Origin of the sequence: Pseudomonas kribbensis, from assembly GCF_003352185.1 — a bacterium.
Taxonomy (GTDB): domain Bacteria; phylum Pseudomonadota; class Gammaproteobacteria; order Pseudomonadales; family Pseudomonadaceae; genus Aquipseudomonas; species Aquipseudomonas kribbensis.
Genome location: NZ_CP029608.1, coordinates 531,154 through 544,072, shown reverse-complemented (window position 1 = coordinate 544,072; position 12,919 = coordinate 531,154). Strand labels below are relative to the sequence as shown.

Below are 12,919 nucleotides of genomic sequence, written 5' to 3'. Positions count from 1 at the left end.
AACGATCGTCGACTCAACTCAACTTGAACCCACCCATCTGCCGCGCCAGATCATCCGCCAGCCGCTGCAACATCTGACAATCCTCACGACAGGCGCGAACCTCCCCCGCCGTCGCCCGGGCCAGATCGGAAATCCCCTGCACGTTGCGGTTGATCTCTTCGGTCACCGCCGACTGCTCTTCCGTCGCCGTCGCCACCTGATGGTTCATGTCGCTGATGCGCTCGACCTGCCCGGTAATCGCAGTCAAAGACGCCCCGGTACGCTGGCTCGATTCAACGCCTGTCCCCGTCGCAGCCTGCCCGGTACGCATTGAAGACACGGCATTCTCCGCCCCCTGCTTGAGGCTGCCGATCATCTGCTGAATCTCATCGGTAGACGCCTGAGTACGACGCGCCAAGGTGCGCACTTCATCCGCCACCACCGCAAAACCACGCCCCATGTCCCCGGCTCGCGCCGCTTCAATCGCCGCATTCAATGCCAACAGATTGGTCTGTTCGGACACACCGCGAATCACCGCCAATACTTGATCGATCGATGCCACCTGATGCGCGAGCTCACCCACCGCCCCCGCCGCGACGCCAATTTCATCGGACATGCTTTCTATATGGCGAATCGAGCCGCCGACCACTTCCCGCGCCTGCATCGCTTCATCACGGGCAGTTTGCGAGGCGAGCGCGGCATTGCCGGCGTTCTGGGCGATTTCCTGCACGGTCAGGCCCATCTCGTGGACGGCGGTGGCGACCATGTCGGTCATTTCCTGCTGGCGGCCGGAGCGCTCGGCGGTGTTATCCACGACCCTGGCCACCTGGCCGACGGCGACACGCAGACGCTCGCTGGTGGTCAGCACTTCGCCGATCATCCCGCGCTGGCTGTCGAGGAAACGGTTGAAACCGCGAGCCAGGTCGCCCAGTTCATCGGCGCGGCTGGAATCTAACCGATGGGTCAAATCTCCACCACCGCTACCGATTGCTACCAGCGCAGCTGTTACCTGACGAATCGGTCGTACCAACCCCTGGGCCAGCCAGATCACCAGCGCCAAGCAAACCAGCGCCACCGCCAGACCGATACCGCTGCTCATCCACATCGCCCGTCGGGCTTCGGCGTAGATCTGCGACTGCGGCACTTCGGCCACCAGGGTCCAGCCGAGGTCACGCAAAGGCAGGCTGAAGGCGAGGAAGTCTTCACCGTCGCGCTGGAAGCTGCTGTTGGTCGCCACTTTGTGGCCCATGACCGCTTGCGCCGCGTTGGCGCCGATCTGCTCCGTGAGGGTGCGCTTGCCGCTGAACTGCGCTTCGGGATGGACCTGGATCAGTCCGTCGGAACGCACGAGATAGACCTTGCCGCGCTCGCCAAAGCTGAAGTTGTGGATCAGCTCCGACAGCTCCTTCATGCTCAATCCGAGCCCCGCGACACCGACCACCTTGCCGGCCTGTTCGACCTTCAAATCGATGAACAGCGCCAGCTCTCCAGTGGCCCCGTCGTTATCGATATTCAGAGTGCGTGGCTGATTGCTGTCGAGGAAAGAGTAGAACCAGGCATCGGCCGGTTTGGATCGACTGAGAGTGCGATCCAGGCCTTTTTCGGTGATGTAGTGATTGGATTCGGTGCCGATGATCAGCGCGGTAAACGCCTTGTGTTCGGCGCGGATGCCTTCCAGATACTGCGCGAAGCCTGCTGTTTTGGCGGAGTCTTCACCAGTGGCCAGCCAGTCGCGGACCATGGTGTTGCTGGCGATGTCCTTGGCGGCGGTGAGGGGTTGAACGAGGATTCGCTCGATGTCGTTGCGCGTCGCTTCGATGCTCGACGGCAACGCCTGTTCGACCAGATAGCTCTGGGCGAGGCGGTTGACCACCAGGGTATAAATGCCAACCACAATCAGGATGCTGACCAGCAGAGCGGTGCCCATGCCTAGGATCAGCTGCCATTGAATACTGCGACGCCAGAACTGCATGGAGCACCCCCAAAGAATAAGAGGCTGAAACACTGCAACAGCCGTGCCGATTGTATACAGCGCAATCGACAATCTTACTCTTTGGTTGTGCGCAACCCCATCAACCCTGATTGATGGTCTTGGCGATGGTCTCGACCGTGGCGCTGACTTGCTCTTGGTAACGCTCGAGTTCTTCCTGATGCTGCTTCTTCATTTCAATCTGCTGCGAGCACAGATTCATCGCCGCCAGCACCAGCAGGCGATCACCGATCAGGGTCGGATATTTGCGCTTGGTGTCGGCCAGCGCAGCCTTGAGCATCAATGCAGCGTCCAGCAGGGTCTGTTCTTCCCCGGCCGGTGCCTTGATCGAATAGTCCTCCCCCATGATGGAGATGACTTTTACCCCTGCTGTGCCGTGGTTCATGCGCTGACAGGACCTGCGTTGACGCGATCAACCAGGGCCTGGATGCGTGCGGCGGTGGCGCCGTGCTTTTCTTCCTGTTCCATCAGGCTCAGTTGCAGGCTTTCGTTTTCATCCTTGGCCTGGGCCAGTTCCGTGGACAGGGTCTGGTTGGTTTCCGACAGGGTCTGGTTCTGTTGCACCAGGTCGCTGACGAGCTGTTCCAATTGGCTGAGGGATGCTTCCAACATTTTGATATTCCAGGGCTTTTTCAAAGGGCGCGTACGATAAAGAAAAGTCGTCTTGGATGCCAGGATTAAACCGGCGCAAGGCCTTGATTTTCCTGGCAGTCGACCATTCCTGCGAGTGTTAGAGACTGTGATCTGCCGATCTGGTTCCTGCACTTCGTCGCCCGACCCCTTATGCGACAAATGCGCGCACCGCCTCAAGACTTTAGTCGTATGACCGATAAGTCATCCAACAGCAGTCTCAGCCCGCATGGATGCGGCCCTTCCCTGGTAATCGCACCATGTCCCTTCGCAATATGAATATCGCCCCCCGGGCGTTCACCGGTTTCGCCCTGATCGGCGGCCTGATGCTGATTCTCGGCGTGTTCGCCCTGAACCAGATGAGCAAGATCCGCGGCGCCGCCGAAAACATCACCACCACCAGCGTGCCGAGCATCAAGAACCTCGACGAGTTCACCCAGCTGACCTTGCGCCTGCGGGTGCTGTCGTACCGCTTGCTGGTGAACCGCGAGCCGGATATCCAGCAGAAAACCGTCGAGCTGCTGGAAATGCGCAACCAGCAGATCCGCAAGGCCCAGACCGAGTACGAGCCGTTAATCGGCAGCCCGCAGGAACGTGCGGCCTATGACCAATACGTGCAGTTGCTGGGCCAGTACCGCCAGATCGAAGACCGGATGAAAACCCTGTCGCGCAACAATCAGGTGGATGAGCTGCGTAACCTGCTGAACACCGAATTGCTGAACAATTCCGAAGCAATGAACACCGTGCTCAACCGGCTGATGCAGATAAACGGCGAGCAGATCAGCCAGACCAACCAGCAAGCCGCCGAGCAGTTTTCTTCGGCCTTCAGTCTGGTGGTGACACTGCTGGTGATCGCCACTGGCCTGACCTTCCTGTTCGCCTGGTTGCTGACCCTTAGCATCACCAAGCCGATCTCCAAAGCACTGGACGCGGCGGAAACCATCGCCGAAGGCAACCTGACCCAGCCGATCCACGTTGACGGCACCGACGAAGCCGGGCGCCTGCTGGCGGCCATGGCCAAGATGCAATCGAAGCTGCGCGACACCCTGCAGCGGATTTCCGGCTCGGCCACGCAACTGGCGTCCGCCGCCGAAGAGCTAAACAGCGTCACCGACGAAAGCGCCCGTGGCCTGACCCAGCAGAACAACGAAATCGAGCAGGCCGCCACCGCGGTCAACGAGATGACCAGCGCGGTGGAAGAAGTTGCACGCAACGCCGTCAGCACCTCGGAAGCCTCGAAGAACGCCACCACTTCCGCCGGCGACGGTCGTGATCTGGTGCAGGAAACCGTCAGCGCCATCGAACGCATGAGCGCCGACGTGCAGAGCACCGCGACCCTGATCGGTGATCTGGCCAACGAATCCCGCGACATCGGCAAAGTGCTGGACGTGATCCGTGGCCTGGCTGACCAGACCAACCTGCTGGCACTCAACGCCGCCATCGAAGCGGCCCGTGCCGGTGAAGCCGGTCGTGGTTTTGCCGTGGTCGCGGACGAAGTTCGCGCCCTGGCGCACCGCACCCAGCAGTCGACCAGCGAAATCGAGCGCATGATCGGCAGCATCCAGAGCGGCACCGAGCACGCCGTGGATTCGATGCGCAACAGCACCGAGCGCGCCGAGTCGACCCTGAACATCGCCCGTGGCGCCGGCCTGTCGCTGGACACCATCAACACCGCCATCGTCGAGATCAACGAGCGCAACCTGGTAATCGCCAGCGCCGCCGAAGAGCAGGCGCAAGTCGCGCGGGAAGTGGATCGCAACCTGGTGAACATCCGCGATCTGTCGGTGCAATCGGCGACCGGCGCGAATCAGACCAGTGCGGCGAGCAACGAGCTGTCGCGCCTGGCGCTGGATCTGAACAATATGGTTGGGCGGTTCAGCCTCTAACCCTGCGCAAGACTGATCGTTCCCACGCTCGTGGGGACGATCTTTCACCCCGCTGAAAAACCTTTTTGACAGCATCACATTTCAACAGGTTAGAATCGCTGGCACGCAGACTGCATGGTCAGTTTGTGCCCGTCTTTCCGCTTCTGGAGTACTGCCTTTGAATGCGACGACCATCAACAGCCTGTTCTTGATCGGCGCGTTGCTGGTAGGTGCGAGCATTCTTGTCAGCTCCCTTTCGTCACGTCTCGGCATCCCGATTCTGGTGATCATCCTCGCGGTCGGCATGACTGCCGGGGTCGATGGCGGCGGCATCATTTTCGATAACTACCCGACGGCCTATCTGGTCGGCAACCTCGCGCTGGCGGTGATCCTCCTCGACGGCGGCTTGCGCACCCGGGTATCCAGTTTCCGCGTGGCCTTGTGGCCGGCGCTGTCGCTAGCCACGGTCGGCGTGCTGATAACCACCGGCCTCACCGGCATGGCCGCGGCTTGGCTGTTCGACCTGAATCTGATTCAGGGTCTGCTGATCGGCGCCATCGTCGGCTCCACGGACGCCGCAGCGGTGTTCTCGCTGCTCGGCGGCAAGGGCCTGAACGAACGGGTGACCGCCAGCCTGGAAATCGAATCCGGCAGCAACGACCCGATGGCGGTGTTCCTCACCGTGACCCTGATCGACATGCTCGCCAGCGGCCAGACCGGCCTGCACTGGAGCCTGCTGACCCACCTGATCCGCGAGTTCGGCATCGGTGGCGTGATCGGTCTCGGTGGCGGCTGGCTGATGCTGCAACTGGTCAACCGGATCAACCTCGCCACCGGCCTTTACCCGATCTTGGTGATCGCCGGTGGTCTGGTGGTGTTTGCCCTGACCAACGCCCTGCACGGCAGCGGCTTCCTTGCCGTTTACCTGTGCGGTCTGGTGATCGGCAACCGTCCGGTGCGCAGCCGCCACGGCATCCTGCACATGCTCGACGGCATGGCGTGGCTGGCGCAGATCGGCATGTTCCTGGTGCTGGGGCTGCTGGTCACCCCGCATGACTTGCTGCCGATTGCCTTGCCGGCTCTGGGTCTGGCGCTGTGGATGATTCTGTTCGCGCGGCCTTTGTCGGTGGTGGTCGGACTGCTGCCGTTCAAGGCCTTCCATGGTCGCGAAAAGGCCTTCATTTCCTGGGTCGGCCTGCGTGGCGCGGTACCGATCATTCTGGCGGTGTTCCCGCTGATGGCCGGGCTGCCGAATGCGCAGCTGTACTTCAACCTCGCGTTCTTCATCGTGCTGGTGTCCTTGCTGGTGCAGGGCACGAGCCTGCCGTGGGTGGCCAGACTGCTCAAGGTGACGGTGCCGCCGGAACCTGCGCCGATCTCACGCTCGGCCCTGGAAGTGCACATCACCAGCGAGTGGGAGCTGTTCGTGTACAAGCTCGGCGCAGAGAAATGGTGCATCGGTTCCCCCCTGCGCGAGCTGAAAATGCCCGAAGGCACCCGTATCGCTGCCCTGTTTCGCGGCCAGCAACTGCTCCATCCGTCGGGTAGTACGGTGCTGGAAGTCGATGATTTGCTGTGTGTTATCGGCCATGAACACAACCTTCCGGCCCTCGGAAAACTGTTCAGCCAGGCACCGCAACGGGGCCTCGACCTGCGCTTCTTCGGCGACTTCGTACTCGAAGGAGACGCCCAGCTCAAAGCGGTTGCGGCCCTTTATGGCCTATCGGCCGAAGGCATCGATCCGGACATGACTCTGGGCCACTTCATTGCCCAGAAAGTCGGCGGTGCACCGATCGTTGGCGACCAGGTGGAATGGAACAATACCCACTGGACGGTGGCGGTCATGGACGGGAACAAGATCGCCAAAGTGGGCGTCAGATTCCCCGAAGGAAGTCGCCCGGGCCCCGGGCTCTTCCTCTAAACTGCCTCCACTCTCACTTGCTTGACCGGTCTCTATGCCTACCCTGCGCTCCTTTTTCCTTGCGGCCCTGCTGGGCCTGAGTCTTACTGTCGGCCCGCTGCAGGCCGCAGAACCGCCGTCCAGCGAAGCCGTGCAGGCGAACCTGGACAAGCTCACCGACAGCAAACTGCCCGAGGCCGACAAAAAGGCCCTGCAAACGCTCCTGCAAAACACGCTGAACCAGCTCAACAACCGGCGTGACTACGATCAGAAACTGATCGACCTCAAGCAGCAACTGGCCACCGCGCCGAAGCAGACCATCGAGAACACCCGAGAACTGGCACGCCTCAAGGCCACTGCCGTGGTACCGGTAGCGCAGCGCTTCGCCAAAGAGAACATCCAGCAACTGGAACAGATGCTCACCGAGCGCTCGACCCAGCAAAGCGACCTGCAAAAAGCCCTGGCGGATGCCAACAGCCTGATCATCACCGCGCAGACTCGTCCGGAGCGCGCCCAGGCAGAAATCGCCAGCAGCCAGACCCGCATCCAGCAGATCAACAGCATCCTCAAGACCGGCAAGGACAGCGGCAAGACCCTGAGTGCCGAACAACGCGACCTGCTCAACGCCGAGCTGGCAGCGCTCAATGCACTGATCCCGTTGCGCCGCCAGGAACTGGCCGGCAACAACCAGTTGCAGGATCTGGGCAACAGCCAGCATGACCTGCTCACGGAAAAATCCGACCGGATGGACCATGAGATCCAGGAACTGCAGACCCTGATCAACCAGAAGCGTCTGACCCTGTCTCAGGAAACCGTGACACAGCAGTCGATCGAGGCTCAGAAGTCCGGCAGCAGCACCCTGCTCGCCACTGAAAGCGCGGCCAACCTCAAACTTTCCGACTACCTGCTCAAAAGCACCGACCGCCTCAACGAGCTGACCCAGCAGAACCTGCAGACCAAGCAGCAACTGGACAGCGTGACCCAGAGCGACTCAGCCCTCGACGAGCAGATCAACGTGCTCAAGGGCAGCCTGCTGCTGTCGAAGATTCTCTATAAACAGAAGCAGGCGCTGCCACGACTCAAGGTCGACCGCGATCTGGCGGACCAGATCGCCGACATTCGCCTGTACCAGTTCGAAATCAACCAACAGCGCGAACAACTGAGCAATCCGGCGACTTACGTCGACACCCTGCTGTCCACCCAGCCGCCAGAGCAAGTCACACCGCAACTTCGCAAAAACCTGCTGGATCTGGCCAATACTCGCGTCGATCTGCTCGAACGGCTGAGTCGCGAACTGAGCGCAATGCTCAACGAGTCGATCACCCTGCAACTGAACCAGAAACAACTGCTGAGCACCGCGCAAAGCCTGCGCGCGACCCTCGACGAGCAGATGTTCTGGATTCCCAGCAACAAGCCGCTGGACTCTGAGTGGTTGCGCGGCGTACCGGAGCGCCTGAAACGCCAGATCGACACCTTGCCGCTGGCCTCCAGCCTCAGCGAACTGACCGACGGCCTGACCCAGCGTCCGCTGTTGTTCCTGCCGCTGGCACTGCTGATCGGCGCCTTGCTGTGGCGGCGCAAGCAGCTGTATGCACGACTGAACAAGGTTCACCAGGACATCGGCCACTTCAAGCGCGACAGCCAGTGGCACACGCCGCAGGCGATCCTGATCAACATCCTGCTGGCGATGCCGGTGGCGCTGGGCCTCGCGCTGTGCGGGCTGGCACTGCAGATCGACGCCCGGGGCCAGAACGCCAACATGGGCGCGGCCCTGCTGCAAATGGGTCAGGCGTGGCTGGTGTTCTACACCGCTTACCGGATTCTTGCGCCGGGCGGTGTGGCTGAACTGCACTTCCGCTGGGAGAAGCCGCAGGTTGAATTCCTTCAGGGCTGGGTGCGTCGCCTTGGTCTGGTGGTCATGGCTCTCGTGGCGGTGGTGGCAGTCGCCGAACTGCAACCGGCGGCGCTGGCCGATGACGTCATCGGCATGCCGGTGGTGCTGACTTGCTACGCGCTGATGGCGTGGCTATTGAGTCGCCTGCTGATCAGCAGCCCGACCCACGAAAACGCCTCGCTGTTCCGCAAGGCTGTGGGGATCATGTTCACCCTGCTGCCCATCGCGCTGTTCGTCGCGGTGTGCTTCGGCTACTACTACACCGCGTTGAAACTCAGCGACCGTTTGATCAATACCCTGTACCTGCTGATGTTCTGGCTGGTGATCGAAGCCACGTTCGTCCGTGGCCTCGCGGTCGCAGCACGCCGTCTGGCCTACCAGCGCGCCCTGGCCAAACGCCAGGCAGCGAAAGAAGCCGGCGACGGCGAAGCGGTGATCGAAGAGCCGACCCTGGACATCGAGAAGGTCAATGAACAGTCCCTGCGCCTGATCCGCCTGGCGCTGCTCGGCGGTTTCATCGCCGCGCTGTACTGGGTCTGGGCCGACCTGATCACGGTGTTCTCGTACCTCGACAACATCACCCTCTACGAATACACCAGCGGCACCGGCGCCAACATGAGCATGGTGCCGATCAGCATCGGCGATATGCTCGGCGCGCTGATCATCATCGGTATTACCTTTGCGCTCGCACGCAACTTGCCGGGCCTGCTGGAAGTGTTCGTGCTGTCGAAACTCAATCTGGCCCAGGGCAGTGCCTACGCGACCACGACGCTGCTGTCCTACGTGATCGCCGGGGTCGGCTTCGTCTCGACCCTGTCGACCCTCGGTGTGAGCTGGGACAAGTTGCAATGGCTGGTGGCGGCGCTGTCGGTGGGTCTCGGCTTCGGTATGCAGGAGATCTTCGCGAACTTCATCTCCGGCATCATGATCCTGTTCGAACGCCCGGTGCGGATCGGCGACACCATCACCATCGGCAACCTGTCGGGCACCGTGAGCAAGATCCGCATCCGCGCCACGACCATCACCGACTTCGACCGCAAGGACATCATTGTCCCGAACAAGACGTTCATCACCGGGCAACTGATCAACTGGTCGCTGACCGACACCATTACCCGGGTGACCCTGAAACTCGGTGTGGATTACGGATCGGATCTGGATCTGGTCAAGGAACTGCTGCTCAAGGCCGCCCGGGAAAACCCGCGCGTGCTCAAAGAACCCGAGCCGCACGTGTACTTCCTCAACTTCGGCGAAAGCACCCTCGACCACGAGCTGCGCATGCACGTGCGCGACCTCGGTGACCGCAACCCGGTGATCGACGAGGTCAACCGCTTCATCAACCGCGAGTTCAAGAAGCAGCACATCAACATCTCGTTCCGGCAGATGGAGGTGTACCTGAAGAACCTTCACGGTCAGGAGTACAAACTGGTGCCGGTCGAAGACGACAGCAAAACCATCGTGCCCGTCAGCGGCGATCAAAAACCGCTGCAAGAGCCGCCGCCCGCCAAACTCGACTAACCGGGCTAATCCCAGCAGAATGCTCGGACATTCTGCTGGAGCCGGCCCTTGAAAGCCCTCGACGAACTGACCTTCGACAACCGCTTCGCCCGTCTGGGCGACGCGTTCTCGGCCCATGTGCTGCCCGAACCGATCGACAACCCGCGACTGGTGGTCGCCAGCCCGGCGGCCCTGGCGCTGCTGGATCTGCAACCGGCGGCTGCCGACACCCAGGAATTTGCCGAACTTTTCGGCGGCCACAAGTTGTGGGCCGACGCAGAACCGCGGGCGATGGTTTATTCCGGGCATCAGTTCGGCGGGTACACGCCGCAACTGGGCGATGGTCGCGGGTTGTTGCTGGGGGAGGTCTACAATACGGCCGGCGAGCACTGGGACTTGCACCTCAAGGGCGCCGGGCAGACGCCGTTTTCGCGCATGGGCGATGGTCGTGCCGTGCTGCGTTCGTCGATCCGTGAGTTTCTCGCGTCCGAAGCGCTGTATGCGCTGAACATCCCGTCCTCACGCGCCGCCTGCGTGATCGGCTCCGACACCCCGGTCTGGCGTGAAAAACAGGAACGCGCCGCGATGGTCCTGCGCCTGGCGCCGAGCCACGTTCGCTTCGGGCATTTCGAATATTTCTATTACACCAAGCGTCCCGAGCAGCAGAAACTGCTCGGCGAGCACGTGCTGGCGATGCACTTCCCCGAGTGCCTGGAGCAGCCGGAGCCGTATCTGGCGATGTTTCGCGAAATCGTCGAACGCAACGCAGAACTGATCGCCAAATGGCAGGCCTACGGTTTCTGCCACGGCGTGATGAACACCGACAACATGTCGATCCTCGGCATCACCTTCGACTTCGGCCCGTTCGCCTTCCTCGACGACTTCGACGCGAACTTCATCTGCAACCATTCCGATGATCAGGGCCGCTACTCGTTCAGCAATCAGGTCCCCGTCGGCCAGTGGAACCTCAGCGCCCTGGCCCAGGCCCTGACACCGTTCATCAGCGTCGAAGCCCTGCGCGAAACCCTTGGCCTGTACCTGCCACTGTTCCAGGCCCATTACCTCGACCTGATGCGCCGCCGTTTCGGCTTCACCACGGCCGAGGACGACGACCAGCAACTGCTGGAACAACTGCTGCAATTGATGCAGAACAGTGGCGTCGATTACACACTGTTCTTCCGTCGTCTGGGTGAGGAATCGGCAGACCAGGCGGTTGCCCGGCTGCGCGATGACTTCGTCGATATCCGTGGCTTCGACGCCTGGGGCGAGCGTTATGTCGACCGTGTCGCGCGCGATGGCGCGAGCGATCAGGAACAACGCCGGGCGCGAATGCATGCGGTGAATCCGTTGTACATCCTGCGCAATTACCTGGCGCAGAAGGCGATTGATGCGGCAGAACAGGGTGATTACTCGGAGGTGCGTCGGCTGCATGCGGTGTTGAGCAATCCATTCGAGGAGCAGCCTGGAATGGAAAGCTATGCAGAGCGTCCGCCGGAGTGGGGCAAGCATCTGGAGATCAGTTGTTCGTCGTGAGTGCGACGACTTGAACCTTGATAATCGATCCGTACGGCTCCAGATCAGCCGTACGATCACACTCTTTTCATCGAGCCCGACATGACCGACCCACTCCTCATCCCCTGCCCCTCCTGCAACGGCCTCAACCGCATTCCCGCCGAGCGCCTCGGTGACCACCCGAAATGCGGGCGCTGCAAGTCCGAGGTGCTGTTGAACAAGCCGTTCGAACTCAAGCAAGGCGATTACGCCAGCCAGATCAAGGGCGATCTGCCGTTGCTGGTGGATGTGTGGGCGGACTGGTGCGGGCCGTGCAAGTCGTTTGCGCCGGTGTTCGAGCAGGCGGCGGCGCAACTGGCGGGCAAATGCCGGCTGGCCAAGCTGGACAGCGAGGCCAATCAGCAGTTGTCGGCGCAGCTGGGGATCCGTTCGATTCCGAGCCTGATCCTGTTCAAAAATGGCCGGGAGGTGGCGCGGCAGAGTGGTGCGTTTCCGCTGCCGCAACTGATGGCGTGGTTGCGCAGTCAGGGCATCTGACACAAAACCAGCCAGCGTGGGAGTTTGCTCCCACGCTGGCCTTTTTTCAGGCGTCTTCGAGCAGGTTGTGCAGCTCGACGAACTGCTGCGTCAGCTTGTGCCGCGGATCGAGGTGGATCAGCGGTGTGCTGGCCTGGTGCGATTCGCGCATGCGCACTGAGCTGGCAAGGTAAACCGGCAACACCGGCAACCCTTCGGCGATCAACTCGTCGAGCATCTGCTGCGGCAGGCTGGCCCGGGCCTGGAACTGGTTGACCACGATGCCTTCGACTTCCAGGCCTTCGTTGTGGTCGTCCTTCAACTCTTCGATTTCCGACATCAGCCCGTACAGCGCCTGACGGGAAAAGCTGTCGCAATCGAAGGGAATCAGCACACGATCAGCGGCAATCAGCGCGGATACCGCATAAAAATTCAAGGCTGGCGGGGTATCCAGGTAGATGCGGTCGTATTCGCCGTCCAGCTCTTCCAGCAATTTACGCAGCTTGTTGATCTTGTGTTTGGCCTCGAGCTTGGGCTGCAGGTCGGCCAGCTCCGCCGTGGCGGTGATGATGTGCAGGTTGTCGAACGGAGTTTCGTAGATATCGGCCTTGTTCTTCTTGGAGAACGGGCCCGAGGACAGGGTCTGCTTGAAGAAGTCGGCGATGCCCATCGGAATGTCATTACCGGTGAGCCCGGTCAGGTACTGAGTGGAGTTGGCCTGGGCATCGAGATCCACCAACAGCGTGCGATAACCCTCGCTGGCGCTGACCGCCGCCAGATTGCAGGCGATGCTGGATTTGCCCACGCCACCTTTCTGATTGAACACCACGCGCCGCATGACAAAACCTCCGTGTATCAAAGAATGACCGAGTGTAGTGGTGCCCGGCCCCGCTTCGCTACCTTCATGGATGCGGACTACAGAGTCAGACGCCAATCTCTCATTCAACACGGCGCAAAGACTGCCATTGGCCGCTGATATGCCTGACAGAAAAATCCCGATCAGCGTGGATAATGGCCATGTGACAGTTTTTGCCATGTACCCTTCGGTCCATTTCAGAACGCAAAATGTAACCAGCATTTGCTACACACTCGTCGCACCGGGATAATGCGCGCCACCCGGCGCCAAGCGCCACGCCACT

The 12,919-nt window shown here is 61.1% G+C and carries 9 protein-coding genes and 2 pseudogenes; 6 read left to right on the top strand and 5 right to left on the bottom strand.

Translation table 11 applies throughout. From position 1 onward, the window contains the following. Positions 1–13: 13 nt before the first annotated feature. From DLD99_RS29575 to DLD99_RS02545, 4 genes and pseudogenes are all read right to left on the bottom strand, one after another. A complete protein-coding gene (locus DLD99_RS29575) occupies positions 14–745 on the bottom strand; it encodes a methyl-accepting chemotaxis protein (RefSeq protein WP_425273009.1) in 732 nt (243 codons plus the stop codon). 135 nt (positions 746–880) lie between these two features. Then, positions 881–1,906: pseudogene (locus DLD99_RS29570) on the bottom strand (cache domain-containing protein); the annotation flags it as partial. A 145-nt stretch (positions 1,907–2,051) separates the two neighbouring features. Next, entirely contained in the window at positions 2,052–2,354 is a 303-nt protein-coding gene (locus DLD99_RS02550; protein ID WP_007952314.1) for a cell division protein ZapA, read from the bottom strand. Then, on the bottom strand, positions 2,351–2,581 hold the full coding sequence (locus DLD99_RS02545; protein ID WP_007952320.1) for a hypothetical protein: 231 nt from the start codon (positions 2,579–2,581) through the stop codon (positions 2,351–2,353). The genes DLD99_RS02550 and DLD99_RS02545 overlap by 4 nt, the downstream gene beginning before the upstream one ends. 251 nt (positions 2,582–2,832) lie before the next feature. Between DLD99_RS02545 and DLD99_RS29565 the strand changes: the two are divergent. The 6 genes and pseudogenes from DLD99_RS29565 to trxC all read left to right on the top strand — a co-directional run. Further along, a pseudogene (locus DLD99_RS29565) lies at positions 2,833–3,582 on the top strand (MCP four helix bundle domain-containing protein); the annotation flags it as partial. 30 nt (positions 3,583–3,612) lie between these two features. Next, entirely contained in the window at positions 3,613–4,485 is an 873-nt protein-coding gene (locus DLD99_RS29560) for a methyl-accepting chemotaxis protein (RefSeq protein ID WP_371850982.1), read from the top strand. A 157-nt stretch (positions 4,486–4,642) separates the two neighbouring features. After that, on the top strand, positions 4,643–6,385 hold the full coding sequence (locus DLD99_RS02535) for a potassium/proton antiporter (RefSeq protein WP_085711091.1): 1,743 nt from the start codon (positions 4,643–4,645) through the stop codon (positions 6,383–6,385). A gap of 34 nt (positions 6,386–6,419) precedes the next feature. Continuing rightward, positions 6,420–9,773, top strand: a complete 3,354-nt coding sequence (mscK, locus tag DLD99_RS02530) for a mechanosensitive channel MscK (RefSeq protein ID WP_114881155.1) — start codon at positions 6,420–6,422, stop codon at positions 9,771–9,773. Between the two features lie 48 nt (positions 9,774–9,821). After that, positions 9,822–11,285, top strand: coding sequence for a protein adenylyltransferase SelO (selO, locus tag DLD99_RS02525; protein ID WP_114881154.1), 1,464 nt, complete (start codon positions 9,822–9,824; stop codon positions 11,283–11,285). A gap of 81 nt (positions 11,286–11,366) precedes the next feature. Further along, on the top strand, positions 11,367–11,801 hold the full coding sequence (gene trxC, locus DLD99_RS02520) for a thioredoxin TrxC (protein WP_114881153.1): 435 nt from the start codon (positions 11,367–11,369) through the stop codon (positions 11,799–11,801). Positions 11,802–11,847: 46 nt separating this feature from the next. Here trxC and DLD99_RS02515 read toward each other — a convergent pair whose 3' ends face one another. After that, positions 11,848–12,618 carry a ParA family protein gene (locus DLD99_RS02515; protein WP_085711085.1) on the bottom strand — a complete coding sequence of 257 codons (771 nt, stop codon included), beginning with the start codon at positions 12,616–12,618 and terminating at the stop codon, positions 11,848–11,850. Between the last annotated feature and the right edge of the window lie 301 nt (positions 12,619–12,919).